Source organism: Mycobacterium sp. NGS66 (assembly GCF_059812225.1).
Map to the genome: position 1 here is coordinate 111304 of NZ_JCALCG010000008.1, position 18296 is coordinate 129599.

Annotated in this window: 15 protein-coding genes; 7 read left to right on the plus strand and 8 right to left on the minus strand. The window is 64.4% G+C overall.

What is annotated here, in order from left to right:
• Positions 1–175 precede the first annotated feature (175 nt).
• The 3 genes from AC5Y2L_RS16325 to AC5Y2L_RS16335 all read left to right on the plus strand — a co-directional run bounded on the left by AC5Y2L_RS16325 (position 176) and on the right by AC5Y2L_RS16335 (position 3316).
• Entirely contained in the window at positions 176–475 is a 300-nt protein-coding gene (locus tag AC5Y2L_RS16325) for a hypothetical protein (protein ID WP_499936739.1), read from the plus strand.
• Positions 476–892: 417 nt separating this feature from the next.
• On the plus strand, positions 893–1279 hold the full coding sequence (locus AC5Y2L_RS16330; protein WP_499936738.1) for a hypothetical protein: 387 nt from the start codon (positions 893–895) through the stop codon (positions 1277–1279).
• Between the two features lie 519 nt (positions 1280–1798).
• On the plus strand, positions 1799–3316 hold the full coding sequence (locus AC5Y2L_RS16335; RefSeq protein ID WP_499936737.1) for a serine/threonine-protein kinase: 1518 nt from the start codon (positions 1799–1801) through the stop codon (positions 3314–3316).
• A gap of 317 nt (positions 3317–3633) precedes the next feature.
• Here the strand turns inward: AC5Y2L_RS16335 and tpiA are convergent, their stop codons facing one another.
• The 5 genes from tpiA to AC5Y2L_RS16360 form a co-directional block, all read right to left on the minus strand.
• Positions 3634–4419: a triose-phosphate isomerase gene (gene tpiA, locus AC5Y2L_RS16340; RefSeq protein ID WP_499936735.1), complete on the minus strand. Its 786-nt coding sequence runs from the start codon at positions 4417–4419 to the stop codon at positions 3634–3636.
• A complete protein-coding gene (locus AC5Y2L_RS16345; protein ID WP_499936733.1) occupies positions 4416–5651 on the minus strand; it encodes a phosphoglycerate kinase in 1236 nt (411 codons plus the stop codon). Before AC5Y2L_RS16345 ends, tpiA begins: the two co-directional genes overlap by 4 nt.
• A 2-nt stretch (positions 5652–5653) precedes the next feature.
• A complete protein-coding gene (gap, locus tag AC5Y2L_RS16350; protein WP_499936732.1) occupies positions 5654–6673 on the minus strand; it encodes a type I glyceraldehyde-3-phosphate dehydrogenase in 1020 nt (339 codons plus the stop codon).
• A 258-nt stretch (positions 6674–6931) separates the two neighbouring features.
• A complete protein-coding gene (locus AC5Y2L_RS16355; RefSeq protein WP_499936730.1) occupies positions 6932–8443 on the minus strand; it encodes a WS/DGAT/MGAT family O-acyltransferase in 1512 nt (503 codons plus the stop codon).
• 14 nt (positions 8444–8457) lie between these two features.
• Positions 8458–10008 (minus strand): acyl-CoA synthetase, encoded by a 1551-nt coding sequence (locus tag AC5Y2L_RS16360; RefSeq protein ID WP_499936729.1) that lies wholly within the window; start codon positions 10006–10008, stop codon positions 8458–8460.
• Between the two features lie 335 nt (positions 10009–10343).
• Here AC5Y2L_RS16360 and AC5Y2L_RS16365 point away from each other — a divergent pair, with 335 nt between their 5' ends.
• Positions 10344–10844 carry a QsdR family transcriptional regulator gene (locus AC5Y2L_RS16365; protein ID WP_499936727.1) on the plus strand — a complete coding sequence of 167 codons (501 nt, stop codon included), beginning with the start codon at positions 10344–10346 and terminating at the stop codon, positions 10842–10844.
• On the opposite strand, the gene AC5Y2L_RS16370 is transcribed toward AC5Y2L_RS16365, so the two are convergent.
• The 3 genes from AC5Y2L_RS16370 to AC5Y2L_RS16380 all read right to left on the minus strand — a co-directional run bounded on the left by AC5Y2L_RS16370 (position 10839) and on the right by AC5Y2L_RS16380 (position 14399).
• A complete protein-coding gene (locus AC5Y2L_RS16370) occupies positions 10839–12608 on the minus strand; it encodes a DUF3556 domain-containing protein (RefSeq protein ID WP_499936726.1) in 1770 nt (589 codons plus the stop codon). The genes AC5Y2L_RS16365 and AC5Y2L_RS16370 overlap by 6 nt on opposite strands.
• Positions 12609–12695: 87 nt before the next feature.
• Positions 12696–13019: a hypothetical protein gene (locus tag AC5Y2L_RS16375; protein ID WP_499936725.1), complete on the minus strand. Its 324-nt coding sequence runs from the start codon at positions 13017–13019 to the stop codon at positions 12696–12698.
• 105 nt (positions 13020–13124) lie between these two features.
• On the minus strand, positions 13125–14399 hold the full coding sequence (locus AC5Y2L_RS16380; protein ID WP_499936723.1) for a PucR family transcriptional regulator: 1275 nt from the start codon (positions 14397–14399) through the stop codon (positions 13125–13127).
• Between the two features lie 172 nt (positions 14400–14571).
• Here AC5Y2L_RS16380 and AC5Y2L_RS16385 point away from each other — a divergent pair, with 172 nt between their 5' ends.
• From AC5Y2L_RS16385 to AC5Y2L_RS16395, 3 genes are read left to right on the plus strand one after another with little or no spacing between them, the layout of a single operon-like run.
• A complete protein-coding gene (locus AC5Y2L_RS16385) occupies positions 14572–15315 on the plus strand; it encodes a lysophospholipid acyltransferase family protein (protein WP_499936855.1) in 744 nt (247 codons plus the stop codon).
• Between the two features lie 3 nt (positions 15316–15318).
• Positions 15319–16941 carry an acyl-CoA ligase FadD12 gene (gene fadD12 / locus AC5Y2L_RS16390; RefSeq protein ID WP_499936721.1) on the plus strand — a complete coding sequence of 541 codons (1623 nt, stop codon included), beginning with the start codon at positions 15319–15321 and terminating at the stop codon, positions 16939–16941.
• The gene (locus AC5Y2L_RS16395; RefSeq protein ID WP_499936719.1) at positions 16938–18224 is read left to right on the plus strand and encodes an alpha/beta hydrolase; all 1287 of its coding nucleotides are present in this window, start codon (positions 16938–16940) and stop codon (positions 18222–18224) included. Before fadD12 ends, AC5Y2L_RS16395 begins: the two co-directional genes overlap by 4 nt.
• Positions 18225–18296 lie beyond the last annotated feature (72 nt).

Below are 18296 nucleotides of genomic sequence, written 5' to 3' on the forward strand. Positions count from 1 at the left end.
GGATACGAATCCGGCTCTGCCAGTGAGCTTCCCGACCCACGCTCACGCGGTGCCTTAGCGGCGATCGGCCGACATCCCCCTCCCTGCGGCCACTCTGCGGCCAGAGTGCAGCGTTTCGTTTCGCCTTTCGCTACATTTCGTATTTGTCGACCGTTCAGAAAGTGAGGGATTCGCCGTGAAAGCTTTCGTCTTGATCGTCGGCCTTGCGATCCTCGGCATCGGCCTATTTGTTGGGTATGGCGAGTTGCGCGCAAATGACCGGGTGTCAACCGCAAGCTGCGGTGCCGCCTTCGCCTCAAAATTGGACGACGCCAAGAAAGAGGACGACAGGAACGCCGTTCTTGGACCCATGCGCACCCATCTCTATGACATATGCCTAGAAAAGATCGAAACACGCAGGACTATCGCTGGGGCAATTGCTGGCCTCGGAGCCGCAGTAATGCTTGGTGGTCTCGCCATTTCGGGTCGCCGGTAAATAATCGCCCTGTGCTTAACGCACGGGGCGGACGATCTCGGCTAGACAGCTTCCCCCTGACTTGTAGAGACCGGTCGGAGCCGAGCTCGAGAGTACATTGCGATGTCATCGAGAGGAGGAACTGCGATGGAAGACTTCCCGCTCGACCAGGGCGATATCCTCGAAACGGCCATGCTCAGCCTGTGCGCTGGGGGTCTCCTTCGCACTTGGACACCCGACGGGTCGTCGTGTCTGTGGTCGGTCCCGGCAGCCGATTTTCTACGCACAATTCAAGGTACCGGCGTGATCGGTCGCACATTGCGAGATGAGCGGCGATACCGCGAGTGTGTAATGCTCTGCGAGCGCAAGGGCGCTGCGCTTCTGCCGTCACGTTTGCCAATAGCGGAGGAACGAAGCAATCCGCGGTTCGAAGGCAACGTGCTCAGGCTGGAGCCCGCCGGCGAGACGAGTAAACCGGTCTACGACGACACGCTTTCACTGCTCAGGCAGGCGACCCGCCATGCGCTGGCTAGCAACGAGATCCTTGTCGTGGAGCAGGGTACTTTGGACGCGTCCGAGGAACCCTGCTGCCAATTCATGGTGATCGCGGAGGACGAGGGTCTGTCCATACTGATCGCCACCGCGCCCGAGCCGCGCGGCTCCGCGCTGTGGGCGCCACACATATTGCCGGGTCCGGGGTACAACTGCTTGATATCTCCGGCATCGCGAGAGGCCATCGACATGGCGCCGATCGCAATGATGGAGGCGATCGGGACCTGGGACCTCCTACCGTGGGACCTCGCTCTTACCTTCGTTCAGCGCTAAGCGAGCCAGGCGCAATTGTCCGCATCGGCCGCGGAAAGGTCAATGTCGCAGCAGCTTTCGGTAACGGCAGTCGCGCCATGACCAAAACCGAGGTTCGATTTTGCGTGCCTGCTCATCGTCGAGACCGAATATCGCTCAGCTCGTTTCTTTAGTGAACTCATCTTTCTTTGGGAACTCGTTCAATTTGCCCGTACCACCCGAATTGAGCCGGTGACGGCCAATCGAGTCCGGCGACCGGTACCTAACGCCGCGCGAGTCTCTCGTCGCTGTCGGATTAGACTGCGGCTGCACCGCGGTGACCAGGTGCAGCGAGCCTTGCTTTGAATAGTCCCGTCAATCCGAGTCGACGGGCTCTCTGCGCTGTGGCAGGCCCGCCTCGGCGGAAATCTTTTTTTCTACCAAATGGGTCGAGCCAATGTCACGTCGCCGGATCTGCGCATTTCCACAGCCCGGCAGAGGTGCTCGAAACAGAAGCGGAAATCTGGCGCAGTGTCCTGCCATGTTCGTAGTATGCGGCTCATGGCGTTGAGTGCGGGGGAGCATTTTGCGGGCTACCGCATTGTGCGCTTGCTGGGGGCAGGTGGGATGGGTGAGGTCTATCTGGCCGAACATCCGCGGCTACCGAAGCGTGATGCGCTCAAGGTGCTTCCGGTGGAGCTGTCCCGCGACACTAACTACCGCGCGCGGTTCCAACGCGAAGCTGACCTGGCCGCCAAGCTGTTTCATCCGCACATCGTCAGCGTTCACGACCGGGGTGAATACAACCAGCAGCTGTGGATCGCCATGGATTACGTCGACGGTCTGGACGCGGCTTGCCTTCTGGCTAGGCGCTACCCCGACGGAATGCCGCTGATTCAGGTCCTGCGCATCGTCAGGGCGGTCGCCAGCGCGCTCGACTATGCGCACAAACAAGGCCTGCTGCACCGAGACGTCAAACCGGCCAACATCATGATCACCCAGCCCTACGACAATGACGGTGAACAGCATGCGATGCTGACCGATTTCGGCATTGCCCGCCCCGTCGACGAGATCAGCGGCCCGACTGCGACCAACATGGCCATCGGCACCGTCGCATATGCGGCCCCCGAGCAGCTTATCGGCGCGGACCTCGACGGCCGCGCTGACCAGTACGCGTTGGCCGCCACGACCTATCACTTGCTCAGCGGTGCAACGCTTTTCCCCCACTCCAACCCAGCCGTTGTGATCAGCCGCCAGCTCACCATGGCGCCACCGGCGCTGTCTGAGAAGCGTCCAGAGCTCAGCCGACTCGATGCGATCCTGCGCGTGGCACTGGCGAAGAGCCCCAAGGAGCGCTTCGCGCGATGCTCCGACTTCGTCAGCGCACTAGCCGAGCGAGCCTCCGAGCCGAGCTCCGCACCCCCTAGAAGCGCCGACGGACCAGTCAGCGATGAGAGGGAAGAGCGTTGGCCGGTCCTAACGAACGTCCTCGCCGTCATCTTGGCAGGAGCGCTAGCGATTCCTTTGATGGGCCTGATCGCGGGCCTGATAGCGACGTCCCGGCATTCGGGGACCACTACTGAGACGACACACGCGTCCTCGGCCACTCCCCCGCCGCGTCCCCCGTCTCCGACAGCAGCGACCGCCACCGCGGAGATGCCTCCCGTCATCGATGTGGATCCAATCGACTACCAAGACAGCGAATCGCCCGGCTACTACACCTGGGCGTACGCCAGGGCACCGACCTATCGCCAATGCGTAATCTTTCCGGTCGATCCCAAATCCGCTATTCCAGAAGGGGTATCGTGCGACGTCGAGTTTCCACCCGGCACGCCGGAGGTCAGCAACGGACTGTGGAGCGGGCCGCCGAACGCAGTGCGGATCGTTCCCCCCGACGGCCCGACCGGCGTGCTGACCGAAGGCGGTCGCCCAACGGCGCGAACGTTGTTACCTAATCACCGGATTAGCGTCAATGGTTTCTCTTGCACAGCACTTGCCGGCGGAGGTATCGACTGCCAGGCACCAACAGGCGGATTTCGATTCATTGATGGCGTGCTGACGACACGCGGATTCCGCTGATGATCGGCGCAGCGCCGGCACGGCGCACCGAGGTGTCCAATGACACATCTGTGATGAACACGACGGAGCCGTTTCATACGGCGCACAAGCTCGACGCAACCGAATACCGATCCTTGGACGCGATCCCGCTGCCTCGGCGATTGGCATGTGCGACACGATCTACGCAGCGAAGGCGCTGCTTTGGTGCGTGGTCGCGGCGACTATCACCCCGCGGGTGGTCAATCCATTCAGCAACAACGCATCAAGGTAAGTCGACACGACGTCGAGTCGATTCCGCTCCTTACCCACAACTGGACGCCGCATCAGCGCAGCTGCTCTTACACCAGCGGCCCGCCGGCGGCGATGGCCGCCAAAGTCGCAAACTGCTCGCCGTCCAGCGACGCCCCGCCGACCAAGCCACCGTCGACGTCGGGTTGAGCGACGAGGTCGCCGACGTTCTTGGCATTCATCGAGCCGCCGTAGAGCACTCGCACTGATTCGGCGATCTCCGACGAGGCCAGGGACGCCAACTCCGCCCGGATCGCCGCGCACACTTCCTGAGCATCGGACGCGCTGGCCACCCGTCCGGTTCCAATCGCCCAAACCGGTTCGTAGGCAATGACGACCTTGCCGATCTGCTCCGCCGACAGCCCGGCCAGGGAGCCGCGCAACTGCTCGACGTTGTGGGACACGTGATTTCCGGCCTCCCGGACCTCGAGGTGCTCGCCGATGCACACGATCGGGGTCAGCTCGTTCCTGAGTGCAGCGGTGGCTTTGTCCGCCACCAGCGCATCGTCCTCGTGGTGATAGGTGCGCCGCTCGGAATGCCCGACGACGACGTAAGTGCAACCCAGCTTGGCCAGAAAGGCGCCGCTGATATCGCCGGTGTAGGCACCCGAGTCATGTTGGGAGAGGTCTTGGGCGCCGTAGGTCAGCCGCAGCTTGTCGCCGTCGACCAAGGTCTGCACGCTGCGCAGGTTGGTGAACGGCGGCAGCACTGTGACGTCGACCTTGTCGTAGTACTTGTCCGGCAGCGCAAACGCCACCTTTTGCACCAGCGCGATCGCCTCGAAGTGGTTGAGGTTCATCTTCCAGTTGCCGGCTATCAGTGGCTTGCGGCTCACGAGTCTCCTTTGCTCGGCTGCGCGCTGCGCAGTACCTCGATACCGGGAAGTGTTTTGCCCTCAAGGTATTCCAGCGACGCGCCACCACCGGTGGAGATGTGCGAGAAATCCCCCTCGGGGATACCGAGCGCGCGCACCGCAGCCGCCGAGTCGCCGCCGCCCACCACGCTGAACGCGCCCTTGCGGGTCGTCGCGGCGATCGCCTCGGCAACGCCGCGGGTGCCGGCGGCGAACTGCGGGAATTCGAAAACGCCCATCGGGCCGTTCCAGAACACCGTGTGGGCGTTGGACAACAAGACCGCGAAGCGTTTGACCGATTCCGGGCCGATGTCCAGCCCGATCATGTCGCCTGGGATGGCGTCGCACGCCACCGTCTGCGATGGCGAGTCGGCAGCGAACTGCTCGGCCACCACGATGTCCCTCGGCAGTCGCAGGACGTCGGCGTAGGTGTCCAGCAACCGGCTGCAGGTCTCGACCATTTCGGTTTCCAGCAACGATTTACCCACCGAAAACCCTTGTGCGGCAAGGAATGTGAAGCACATGCCGCCACCGATCACGATACTGTCGGCTTTGGTCGCCAGCGACTCGATGACGCCGAGCTTGTCCGACACCTTCGACCCACCCAACACCACCGCATAGGGGCGTTCCGTGGAACTGGTCAGCTGCTCTAGCACGCTGATCTCGTCGGCGACCAGCGTGCCGGCGTAATGCGGCAGCAGCGTGGCGACGTCGTACACCGAGGCCTGCTTGCGGTGCACCACACCAAAGCCGTCGGAGACGAAAGCGCCTCCCGGCGACACCAATTCGGCGAGTTGCCGAGCCAAGGCCAGCCGCTGGCCGTCGTCTTTGCTGGTCTCGCGCGGGTCGAAGCGGATGTTCTCCAACAGCAGGATGTCGCCGTCGGTCAGGCCTTCGGCGCGGGCCAGGGCGTCGGCACCGACAACATCATTGGCCAACTGCACATGCCGGCCGAGCTGCTCGCCAAGCGCCGCGGCCACCGGCGCCAACGACAGCTTCGGGTCGGGCCCGTCCTTGGGCCGGCCCAGATGAGCCGCGACCACAACCTTCGCGCCGGCGTCCAGCAGCGTCTTCAACGTCGGCACCGACGCGGTGATCCGGCCCGGGTCCGTGATGACGCCGTCGTCCAGCGGCACGTTCAGATCGCTGCGCACCAGCACGCCGCGACCCGAAACCCCTTCGGCGAGGAGGTCTTTCAGAGTCGGGATGCCCACGGCTACAGCGACTTGCCGACCAGTGCGACCAGATCAACGAGACGGTTGGAATAGCCCCACTCGTTGTCGTACCACGACACCACCTTGGCCTGGTTGTCGATCACCTTGGTCAGGCCGGAGTCGAAGATCGAGCTGTGCGGGTCGGTGACGATGTCGCTGGAGACAATCGGCGCGTCGTAGTACTTCAGGATGCCTTTGAGTTTGCCCTCGGCGGCGGCCTTGAACGCCGCGTTGATCTCGTCGGCGGTGGCCGACTTGGACAGGTCGGCGGTCAGGTCGGTGACCGAGCCGGTGGGGATCGGCACCCGCAGCGCGTACCCGTCGAGCTTGCCCTTGAGGCCCGGCATCACCAGGCCGATGGCTTTGGCCGCGCCGGTGGAGGTCGGCACGATGTTCAGCGCGGCGGCCCGAGCGCGTCGCAGATCCTTGTGCGGACCGTCCTGCAGGTTCTGATCCTGGGTGTACGCGTGAATGGTGGTCATCAGCCCCTTGACGATGCCGAACTCGTCGTCGAGCACTTTGGCAAGCGGCGCAAGGCAATTCGTGGTGCACGACGCATTGGAGATGATGTTCTGGCTGCCGTCGTACTTGTCGTCGTTGACCCCCAGCACGATGGTGATGTCCTCGTCGGTGGCGGGCGCGGAGATGATCACCTTCTTGGCGCCGGCCTCCAGGTGGCCCTTGGCCTTGGCGGCGTTGGTGAACAGCCCGGTCGACTCCACCACCACGTCGACGCCGAGGTCTCCCCAGGGCAATGCCGCGGGTCCCTCCCTGACTTCCAGCGCCTTGATTTTGGCGGGGCCCACGACGATGGTGTCCTCGCCTTCCAGGGAGATGTCGTGCGGCAACCGGCCCAGGATGGAGTCGAATTTCAACAGGTGCGCCAGCGTGCTGTTGTCCGTGATGTCGTTGACCGCGATCACTTCGATGTCGGCGGTGCCCTGTTCCTGTTGAGCCAAGAGGGCCCGGTAGAAGTTTCGTCCGATTCGACCGAAGCCGTTGATGCCTACTCGGACCGTCACGTGTCTCTCCCTGTCTGCTGTGTCTTCGTGAGCCCGCTGATGAACCGCTCGTGGTCAGCCTAGATCAGTCATAGTCAACGGTCGCAGGGCCGGTAACAGTCGCGCAGCTAGGACCCTGTGACTGAAGTGACTTGAGAGCACCGATAGACGCATGTGTCAGGCGCTCTGCCGCCAGGTGGCCCGCCGAGCATTGATTCTGCGCTGACGGCGCACCCTACTCGCACTTCTCCTACGCAGACGCAAAGTCAAACTGCACTGTCAGCGCTTCTTCATCGGCCCGCGTCGCGGGAGAGCGGGCTGTGGCGGCTGGGCCCATTCGGCGCCGGTGGCCTCGAACAGCCGGGTGATCTCGGCCACATGCATGTCGGCGAGGTCCCACACATCGGGCACCAGTTCGCGGTCGGCGATGAAGCCGAAGTCGAGCCGGTCCAGATAGCTGACGACGGTGATGTTGAGGCCCTGCCCGTCGGTGACGATCGACACCGGAAACTGGTGAGCCAGCTTGGCCCCGGCGAAGTACAACGGCTCTCGGGGGCCGGGAACGTTGGAGATCACCACGTTGAATGGCAACGAGACCCGGTCGGCCAATCGCAGCCGCGACGCGAGCCGCACCGCGGCGGTGGACAGCACCGGGGGCGAGTATCGGGTGAGGTCGACCAGTTCGGAAGCCGGGACCAGCTCGTGGGTGCGCTTGGCGTCCTGCATGGACTTGCGGCAGCGGGCGACGCGTTCCAGCGGATCCGCGCAGTCGGTGGGCAACTCGGCGACGATGGCCGACACCCGGTTGGTCCACGGGTCCGTCTCGTCACCGCTGCGGATCGACACCGGCACCATCGCCCGCAGCGGGCGGTCCGGCAGCGCATCGTGAGCCAGCAGATACTCGCGCAGCCCGCCGGCGCAGATCGCCATGACGATGTCGTTGACGGTGCTGCCGGTGGCGTCCTTGAGCCGCTTGACGTTCTCCAGCGAGGTGGTGCGCATGGCGAAACGACGGTGCGGGGTGATCGTCTTGTTCCACGGAGTCGGCGGTGCCGTGATCGTGGGCAAGGCGATGGTAGGCCGGCTCCCGCGGCCCAGTTGGGCGACCCACTTGATGGCCGCCCCGGCGCGGCCGGCCGCGCTGCTCACGCTGTGGATCCCGGCGGCGTCGGCGAGCTGACCGACGATCCGAGCCTGCACCCGCATCGCCCGAAATGGGTTGCGCGCCAACTCACCCGCCGTACGGCGCAGCAATTCGGCGCTCGACGGGACCGGCTCTGGCTCCCACGACGGGCCCGAACCCGGCGGCGGCACATCGGGCTCGGTGTCGGTGACGATCTGCAGCATCAGCTGCCCGGAGGCCCCGTCGATGGTGGCGTGGTGGTACTTGGTCAGCAGCGCCCAGCGTCCGTCGGCCAGGCCGTCGATGACGTACACCTCCCACAGCGGCCGGGTACGGTCCATCGGTCGCCCGACGATCCGGCACACCTGGTCGGCCAGTTGATCGACGAGACCCGGTCGGGCCAAATGTAATTCGCGGATGTGGTAGTCGAGGTCGAAGTTGGGATCGAACACCCAGTAGGGATGGTCGAGTCCGAACGGCACTTCCACCAGCCGCCGCCGCATCGGCTCGAGTTCGCCGACGAGCGAAGCGTATTTGGCGTATACCGCCGCATACGGGTCGTAGTCGGGACCGGGCCGTTCGAAGATCATCAGGCCGGTGACGTGCCCGAAGGTCGTCGAAGTCTCCATGTGGAGGAACGCGGCGTCCAGGCCGGTGAGCTGTTTCACGGTTGGCTCCTTGGCTATTCCGGTGCGTCGAACGAAAACTGTTCGCGCAGAGCTCGTTTCAGTGCTTTGCCGGTCGGGGTGCGCGGGATGACGTCGACGAACACCGCCCGCTTGGGCAGTTTGAAGCGCGCCAGCTTGCCGCTGCAATGTGCGAGTACTGCGGCCTCGTCGAGATCTGGGTCGGCGGGCACCACCACCGCCAGTGGCGACTCGCCCCACTTGGCCGACGGCATGCCCAGCACCGCGACGTCCGCGATGCCGGGGTGCGAGAGCAGGACGTCCTCGATCTCGGCCGGGTACACGTTCTCTCCGCCGGAGATGATCATGTCCTTGATCCGGTCCTGGATGTAGACGAAACCGTCCGCGTCGCGGACGGCCACGTCGCCGGTGTGCAACCAGCCGTCGGTGATCGTCTCCGCCGTCGCCTCCGGACGGTTCCGATAGCCGGCCATGATGTGGCGGCCGCGCACCAGCAACTCCCCCGGCACTCCGGGATCGACATCGGCGCCCTGCAGGTCGACGATGCGCACCTCGGTGTGAAAAAACGCCTTGCCCGTGGACCCGATATGCGACATGGCGTCGTCGGGGCTGATCACGCAGGCCGGGCCGCACGTCTCGGTGAGCCCGTAGACCTGGTGAACTTCGAAGCCGAGCCCGGCATAGGTCTCGATCAACGACGGCGGCACCGGCGCCGCCCCGCTGTAGAAGCAGCGCAACTGCAGCGCCTCGCGCAGCTCTGGCCGATAGGTCGGCAGCATGAAGTTCAGCATGGCGGGCACCGCCAGCGTGGAGGTGACGCGCTCCGCGGCGAACACATCCCAGATCCGGGTCGGGTCGAAGGTACGCATCAGGATGATGGTCCCGCCGCGGTAGATGGAAGCAGCCATCGGAGTGAGCGCCCCGACATGGAACATCGGCATCGAGATCAGGTAGCGATCGCGAAACCTGATGTCGGCGCTGGCCAACAGGGTGAGCAGGGCCCACTGCACGCTGTCGTGCGTGTGCACCGCACCCTTCGGCAGCCCGGTGGTGCCGGACGTGTACATGATGAACACCGGGTCGTCCCCGTCGGCCTCGACCGGCACCGGGTCAGACGGTGCCTGCTCGACGGCGGCGTCGAAGTCCACGGTCCAACCCGGCCCGTCGGCGCCGACGCGCAACCAGTGGGAAACCGGTGTGCCGTCATCGTTTCCGTCGTTTCCGCCACGGTCGTGCAGTTCGGCCACTACCGCGTCGAACTCGGTGTCGAACACCAACACCGTCGCCCCCGAGTCGCGCAGCATGAAGGCCAGCTCGTCGGCGACCAACCGGCAGTTCAGCGGAATGAACACCAGTCCGGCCCTCGCGGCGCCGTAGAACACCTCGACGAATTGGTGATTGTTGGGCAGCAGCACCGCGACCCGGTCCCCTTTGGCAAGGCCCAAGCCGGTCAGCACGTGCGCGGCACGGTCGGCGCGCTGGTCGAGTTCGGCGAAGGTGAACCGTAGGCCTGCGGCGTCGTCGACGAGTGCCTCCAGACCGGGATTCAGCTCTGCTCGCTTACTCAGATGCGATCCGACGTTCATGCGTGCCCTTCCGGGTCGGTGCCTTGGTGGTGAGCAGGCCGCCCGCGACGGGCAGCGTGATCTCGACAACGTAGCTGCTCGCGTCGCTGGCGAGGAAGACAATTGCACCATACTATGGTATGTTGCATCCAAGCAACGGTCTGCGATTTATTTCACTTCTAGCAACGCCTGCTAACCTGTCGCATGAGCGAGACGCTTGAGCATCAGGATCGAGGAGGTGCCACATCGCCGAGACACAGCTGGCTCGCCTGCTGACAGCGACGGACCGCCGCCCCGATGCGTTGACCGCTTTCCGCATCGCCCGCCGGTGGTTCATCGCCGGCCGGCGGATCGAAATGCAGGAACTGGCAGCCGAACTCGGCGTGAACCGGGCCACCCTGTTCCGCTGGGTCGGCAGCCGCGACGATCTGCTGGCCGAGATCATCTGGTCACTCGCCCAGCCCACGCTGGCGTTGGCGACCAAGGACGCCGACGGGTCCGGTGGACAGCGGATCGCGAACATCATGGGCCGTTTCGTCGCCTTGCTGGACGAAGCGGAGTTCTTCCGCGAGTTTCTGCGGCGAGAACCGGAGCGGGCGCTGCGCATCCTGACCACGCGTGCCAGCACGGTGCAGGCGCGACTGGTTGCTGCCGTCGAAACCCTTGTCGGCGAAGAGGTTACGCGCTCCGGGATGCACCCGCCGCTGCCGCCGCATGACCTGGCTTACCTGATCGTGCGGATCGTCGAATCCTTCTTGTACGCCGACATCATCACCGGCGAAGAGCACGACACCGCGAAGGCGGCGATGGCGATCACCGCGTTGCTCGGAAGCGACGGCCCGCCCGGCAAGTCATGACGCGGCGGGCGTCGTGCGGGAACTGGTTACGTGCACGGGGAACTCGTCGCCCGGTTCGGGCCAGGGCTGCCGCGACAGCATGTCCTCGACGTTGACATAGCCCGCCTCGATCAGGCCGGTCTTGGCGTCGACAATGCGATACCACTGCTTCTGGGTCTGGAGCGGCTGGCCTTCCAGGATGATGACGCGCACCTCACCGTCCTCGAAGTTGCAGCGCCGCTGGACAGCCTCCAGCAGCTGCTCGTTGTGCAGGTGCCCTTCGCCGAAATTCCAGCCGACCAGCGGGCCCGCGATGAGTTCGCCTTCGCGCACCTTGTAGTCGGCCTCGTTGGCCTCTCCCCCCAAGGCGCGGGGAAGCAGACCGTTCAGCGCCCTGCCGTGGACGTGCATGGCGCGAAACGCGGCCGTCTTGTCGGCCATGATCTCGGCGGTCTTGGCGTCGTAGAGCCGGGCCAGCTGATTGACAACCAGCGCAGAGCTTTTGACGACGTTGGCCTCAATCCTTTCTTCGGCACCCGCACGGAAGCACCACACGCTGGTGGCCCAATTGCCGGCGTAGTACCGCATGGCGGGCAGGAACGAAATCTTTTCCGGGAACAAGTTTCCCGCGATCGCAATGGCCGCCGCGATCAGCACGAGCGCCAGCAGCCACGGCGACTGGATGTCGGTCGCCTTGACCGAGGCGTAGTGCCCGAACAGATAGAACAACGAGAAGATGAAGAAGACGTTCCACTCCAACGGAACTCCCATCGGGAGGTTGGAAATGATGTTGAGGTGGAAGATCACCATGAACCCGATGAGGTACCACCGCCACGGTTGATCGCCGGCGACGAACACCAAAACCGTCGGCACCACGAATTCCGCCGTGGTCCCGCCGACATGGGCCATCAGCTTCGGCAGCCAGGACGGGCGCAGGTCGTGCATGTGGTCGAGGTAGAGCAGGTGCTTGACCGGGTTGAACAACCGGCTGCGCAACAGGGCATTGTTGCTGGTCATCACCGCAACCACGTACGGGAAATGGTGGTTGAGCTTGGACGTCGCCGCCCCCCACCACAGGCACAGCATGATCAGTTTGAAGGCCGCGATCTGGTCGGGGATGAACGGGAAGAAGAACACGAACAGCTTCAGCCAGTAGTGCTCACCGCGCGCGGCCAGGAACACGGTCTTGTCGCGCAGACCCAACAACGCCAGGGCCACGATGGTCGGGATCACCAGGACGGGGTCGATCACACCGACGCCACCCACACCGGGAACCGGCCCACCATGGCCGGGTGAGAGCAGCGCCCATACCGCACCGGCCAGCACGACGGCGTACAGCACGACGTCGACAATGGTGCGGGTATCTCCTTTGGTGAGCGGCACCTTGCCGGGCCACGGGGGCAGCCGAATTGTGTTGGGCCGCAACCAATAAAGGAACCCGCCGATTGGTGGCATGAATCGCCCGGTTAGCGGGCCCGATCCACACCCGAAGCCCAACACCTCGAACAGCAGGGTGAAGACGATGAATTTCTGGTACACGATCGGCTGGGTCCACCAGTCGGCGATGTGGCCAAGCCCGCCGAGGCCGGGGGTCAGCGAGATGATCGCGGCGGGAACGGCGACGTACAGGCCGATCTTGATCAGATAGAGCAGATACACCGCATAGGGCGTGCCGAAGCCGTGCTCGGCCCAGTGCCGGGTGACAGTCTGCAGCCGCGCCGCCCGGGGCTGAATCAGCCAGGTATCGGGGTCGACATCCGGAAGCTCTGGTGACATGAATCCCATGGCGGCCTCACTCCTAGCGATCGTGCAACCAGTCGGTCGCTACACAATCTATTCGGAAGCAAGAGTCCGGTGGATGATTTGCGCTCGTCAGGTGTTTTCTGCGGTCCCACCGGGACCAGCCCATGCCTTCCGAGGAATTAACGGAATCGACTCCTCACTCGGGGGGAATCGTCGCTGCAGGCTATCGATCAGCAGCTCGAGAACTTGCCGGTCCTGTTCGTCGATACGGGTCAAATGCCGGAAAGCGCAGGCATATCCGATATCGCCCCGCTCGGTGGCGTAGGCAATTCCGCGCCGGTACATGTCGATCCGGAGGTCGGTACGCCACACGATCTGAGAGGGCAGCCGCCAAAAGTACTCGGGCCACTCATCGGCAGCAGTGGCATCGCGGATCATGGTTCTCTCTCTCAACCGGATTGGGTGCGAACCGGGCAAACGCTAATCCGCTGAGTTCGCTGACCACATATGCGCCGATCCCGAAGCTTGAGCCCGGTGTTGTGCGCGCCGCACCAACAGCTAGGACGTCGGCTTAGCCGCGCGCAGCACCCCGGGCGCCATCCACCGGCAGATCTCCAATGCCGTCTGCACCCGGAAAACAGCGTCGGGATCGTCAAGGCTCTGTCCGCACAGCTCCATCGCCTGTGCCACCCGGTACTGAATAGTGTTGCGATGCAACGTCATCGCCTCAGCTGTGGCGATATAACTGCGATTGCGGGCCAAGAACTCCCGCAACGTCTCACGCAGCCACCCGTTGCGCTCGTCGTCCACACCGAGATCGCCCAGCACGTCGAGAACGAAGCGTCCCAGCTCTTCCACATCGCCGGCCATCAGAGCTATTGGCGCGACCTCCGCATAGAAGATGACCCGACCCCGACGGCGCCACTCGCCGGCGAGAACCACCGCCTTCGCCCGCTCGGCTTGTTCCAACGACGCGCGGAACCCGCGTAGGCCGCTCTCGACTCGACCGAACGCCACGCATGCCCGCAATCCTGCTGACTCGAGAATCGAGCGCAGCCGCGACCTGTCGGGTGCGTCGCTGTTGCGGGCTTGCCCCAGGGCAAACCACAGCCGAACCTCACGCTCGTCAATCGGCACCAACAACGGGCTGACCACCGGGTTCAGCTCCGCCGTCAATTGCGCCCGAACCTGATCAACGAGCGCCACCACGTCAGCGGCGGCGACCGTGGCATCCACCCAGACCACCGCCGCGAGATGAGTACCGTTCAACGGATAGCGCAACACCTTCTCGGCGCGCGCCACGTCGATCGGAGTATCGGCAAGCACCTCGCCGATCCACCGCTGTTGCAGGCCACTGCGGCGGCTCAGCCAACGGTCGTGTTCCTCCTCGTAGGCCACGATCAATTGATCGGCCACCATGTCGATGACGCGAGCCGAGCGATTGACCAGCTCGACAATCGTCGGCATTTGCTGCTCGGGCGGTAACCCCGATACGAATTGCATTGCCACTTCGACGAAATGCGCATGTCCCAACCGATGCGCACGAACCAACGGCGCCAACGCGATATCACGCTGCGCGGCCGCGCGCGCATATGCCAGCGCGGCAGCCGGAGCCTCCAACAACGATGTCGGCTCATCCCGAGCCAGGTAGTGAACCGCCGCCACGAAGTTCTCGGTGACGCTGGCCCGCCACAAGTCGATCATTCGAGCGTCGTAGTTGAGCCCCTTGATCTGGGTTCTCATTATTTCGAACAACTCGGCGATGAATTCGTCGCGGATCTTGTCCATCCGCCGAACGATCGTCAAGAGGGCCTCGCCGTCGACCTCGGCCACCGCAGTGTCCCTTCTAGGAACCCCCGGCACCATTTGACACCGCATCGGAGCACCATCGCTACCATCGAGGAACTTGACGGCCGAGCCCTTTCAGGAGGCTCGAAGGAGGAACGTGAGCACCGACAGCGAAGACCACGAGCACGGCAAATGGGACCCGGGCCTGACCAAGCGGATGATCAGCGTGCTGCGGCCGGTATTGAAGACCTACTTCCGATCGGAAGTGCACGGCCTGGAGAACTTTCCGCCGGGCGGGGCGCTGGTGGTCGCCAATCACTCCGGCGGCCAATTCCCGATGGACATCCCGATCCTCAGCGTCGACTTCTATGACAAGTTCGGCTACGACCGGCCCATCTACACGCTCAGCCACGACATTCTGTTCACCGGTCTCACCGGAGATTTCTTCCGGCGCACCGGCTACATCCGGGCGAATCGTGAAAACGCGGCGAAGGCACTCCGGACGGGCGGCATCGTGGTGGTCTTCCCCGGCGGCGACTACGACGCGTACCGGCCGACGCTGGCGGAGAACGTGATCGACTTCAACGGGCGCAAGGGATACGTCAGCACGGCCCTCGAAGCCGGTGTGCCGATTGTGCCGATGGTATCCATCGGCGGACAAGAGACGCAGTTCTACCTGACCCGAGGCACTTGGCTGGCCCAGAGGCTAGGGCTGAAGCGCTTGCTGCGCAGCGAGATTCTGCCGCTGTCCTTCGGCTTTCCGTTCGGACTCACCTCCCCGATCCCGCCTAACCTTCCGCTGCCCGCCAAGATCGTGACGCAGGTGCTCAAACCCATCGATCTCACCGAGCAATTCGGTAAAAATCCCGACGTCGACGAGGTCGACGAGCATGTCCGCGCGGTGATGCAGGAAGGCCTCGATCAGCTCGCCGCCAAGCGCCGTTTCCCGATTCTGGGCTGAGCCATGACATCTCGTCTGGAAAAAGCCGCCGGAATCATCAGCACGCTGTACCGCGCCCGGATGATCGCGCCGATGCGACCGGACCGCTACCTGAAGATGGCGGCGGCCATGCGTCGCGAAGGCATGGGCATGACGGTGGGTTTCGCCAGCGCAGCGCAGCGCTGCCCGGACCGCCCCGGCCTCATCGACGAACTGGGCACACTCACCTGGCGACAGCTCGACGAGCGGATCAATGCATTGGCATCCGCTTTGCAGAAATTGCCCTCTGGCCAGCCGAACGTCATCGGGATCATGTGCCGCAATCACCGTGGTTTCGTCGAGGCGGTGGTGGCGGCCAACCGGATCGGATCCGATGTCTTGTTGCTCAACACGTCATTCGCCGGCCCCGCGATGGCCGACGTGGTCAACCGCGAGGGCGTCGACGCCGTCATCTATGACGACGAGTTCACCGCGACGGTGGACCGCGCGCTGGCCGACAAGCCGGATGCCACCCGGATCGTGGCATGGACCGAGGCGCAGCACGAACTCACGGTCGAGAACCTCATCGCCGACCACCTCGGGCAGCGGCCGGAGCGCACCGGTCGCAAAGGCCGGATGATCCTGCTCACCTCGGGTACCACCGGAACGCCCAAGGGCGCCAACCAAACTGGTGGTAACGCCGGCGTCGGCACACTGAAGGCAATCCTGGACCGCACGCCGTGGCGTGCCGAGGAAACCATTGTGATCGTGGCGCCGATGTTTCACGCCTGGGGCTTTTCGCAGTTGATCTTCGCCGCGTCGATGGCTTGCACCGTCGTCACCCGACGCAAATTCGACCCCGAGGCGACTCTGGACCTCATCGACCGCCATCAGGCGACCGGCCTCGCGGTGGTGCCGGTGATGTTCGACCGCATCATGGAGTTGCCCGACGAGGTACGAAACCGCTACAGCTGCCGCTCGCTGCGGTTCGCCGCGGCCTCCGGTTCCCGCATGCGGCCCGACGTCGTCATCGCGTTCATGGACCAGTTCGGCGACGTGATCTACAACAACTACAACGCGACCGAGGCCGGCATGATCGCCACCGCCACGCCCGAGGATCTGCGTGCGGCACCGGACACCGCCGGCCGGCCCGCCGGCGGCACCGAAATCCGCATCCTGGACAAGGAATTCAACGAACTGCCGGTCGGCGAAGTGGGCACCATCTACGTCCGCAACGACACCCAGTTCGAGGGCTACACGTCGGGCGCCACCAAAGACTTTCATGCCGGGTTCATGTCGTCGGGTGACGTCGGCTACCTCGACGAGAACGGGCGGCTGTTCGTCGTCGGACGCGACGACGAGATGATCGTCTCCGGCGGTGAGAACGTCTACCCGATCGAGGTGGAGAAGACCCTGGCAGCCCACCCCGAGGTGGCCGAAGCCGCGGTGATCGGCGTCGACGACGAGCAGTACGGGCAGCGGCTGGCGGCGTTCGTCGTGCTCGAGCCCGGCGGCTCGGCGTCCGTCGAGACCCTCAAGCAACACGTCCGCGACAACCTGGCCAACTACAAGGTGCCCCGGGAGATAACCATTCTCGACGAGCTTCCCCGTGGCAGCACCGGCAAAATCCAGCGCAACGAACTCAAGTCTTTGGTGAGTGACTCATGAGGGGCGCCCGACTGCTCCGAACATTGCGGCGGCCAAAGCCGTTGACCCGGGCAACGCTGGAGTTAGTCAACGCTGCCAACGGATTACGTCCGCTCAGCCGTAACCCGTACGCTTCGGTGCTGGTGTTCTGGTTCGGCTGGCCGGCCTCGGAGGTGCCCGGCATCTACGGCGCCGTCTCCGCTCTGGACGCCGTGCGTCGGGCCCGCCGCGGTGACTTCGCCGACGCGAAAGGCAAAGCGGCGCTTGCCCTTACCGCCGCATCGTGGGGGATCCTCGGGGTGGTCCGCTATCGCAATGCCACGACAGCCGGCCCGGTTCTGGAAGCGGGGCTGACCGATCAACTCGGGGCCGACTACGAAGAGGAACTGAAGGCGCTGCCGACGGAGCCCACTCGCAGCGGCCGGCGCAACCTGCCGCTGCGCACCACGGTGGCCCGGCGGCGCTTCGTCGACAAGCAGAACATCGTGTCCTACGGGCCGCACGGACGCGCCAATCTGGCCGACATCTGGCGTCGCCGAGACCTGCCGCGTGACGGCAAGGCGCCGGTGCTGCTGCAGGTACCCGGGGGCGCCTGGATGATCGGGTGGCGCCGTCCCCAGGCGTATCCCTTGATGAGCCACCTGGTTTCGCGCGGCTGGGTGTGCGTCTCGATGAACTACCGGGTGTCACCGCTGCACACCTGGCCCGACCACATCGTCGACGTCAAGCGCGCACTGGCGTGGGTCAAGGAGAACATCGCGGCCTACGGCGGGGATCCGAATTTCGTTGCGATCAGCGGTGGTTCGGCCGGCGGTCACCTGTCCGCCCTGGCCGCATTGACCCCCAACGATCCCAAGTTCCAGCCGGGCTTCGAAGAAGCCGACACATCGGTGGTGGCGGCCGTCCCGTTCTACGGTCGCTACGAGTGGTACACCACCGAGGCTCCTGGCCGCGCGCAATTCGTCGACGTGCTCGAAAGACTGGTGGTCAAACAGAAACTCAGCACCCACCGCGACATCTATCTCGACGCGTCGCCGCTGCGGTACGTGCACGCCGACGCGCCACCGTTCTTCGTGCTGCACGGAACCGACGACTCCCTGATCCCGGTGGTCGAAGCGCGGGAATTCGTCGAAGAGCTGCGCCAGGTGTCCAAGTCCCCCGTCGCCTATGCCGAGCTGCCGCACGCCCAACACGCGTTCGACATTTTCGGCTCACCGCGGGCGCACCAGGCCGCCGACGCGGTCGCCCGGTTTCTGTCCTGGGTATATGTGACGAATCCGCCGTCCTCGTCAGGTCTTGCCTGACAAAGGTTTCCGTGGTCTCCGTGGGTATGCACCGAGATCGACGCTAGCGCGGAAAAGTTCGAGTGACCACGC

Bases quoted from the DNA above. Each gene is read 5' to 3' on its own strand.
- AC5Y2L_RS16335 (WP_499936737.1), top strand. From the start codon at position 1,799: ATGGCGTTGAGTGCGGGGGAGCATTTTGCGGGCTACCGCATTGTGCGC.
- fadD12 (WP_499936721.1), top strand. From the start codon at position 15,319: ATGACATCTCGTCTGGAAAAAGCCGCCGGAATCATCAGCACGCTGTAC.
- AC5Y2L_RS16395 (WP_499936719.1), top strand. From the start codon at position 16,938: ATGAGGGGCGCCCGACTGCTCCGAACATTGCGGCGGCCAAAGCCGTTG.
- AC5Y2L_RS16360 (WP_499936729.1), bottom strand. From the start codon at position 10,008: ATGAACGTCGGATCGCATCTGAGTAAGCGAGCAGAGCTGAATCCCGGT.
- AC5Y2L_RS16365 (WP_499936727.1), top strand. From the start codon at position 10,344: ATGCAGGAACTGGCAGCCGAACTCGGCGTGAACCGGGCCACCCTGTTC.
- AC5Y2L_RS16370 (WP_499936726.1), bottom strand. From the start codon at position 12,608: ATGGGATTCATGTCACCAGAGCTTCCGGATGTCGACCCCGATACCTGG.
- AC5Y2L_RS16385 (WP_499936855.1), top strand. From the start codon at position 14,572: ATGATCAGCGTGCTGCGGCCGGTATTGAAGACCTACTTCCGATCGGAA.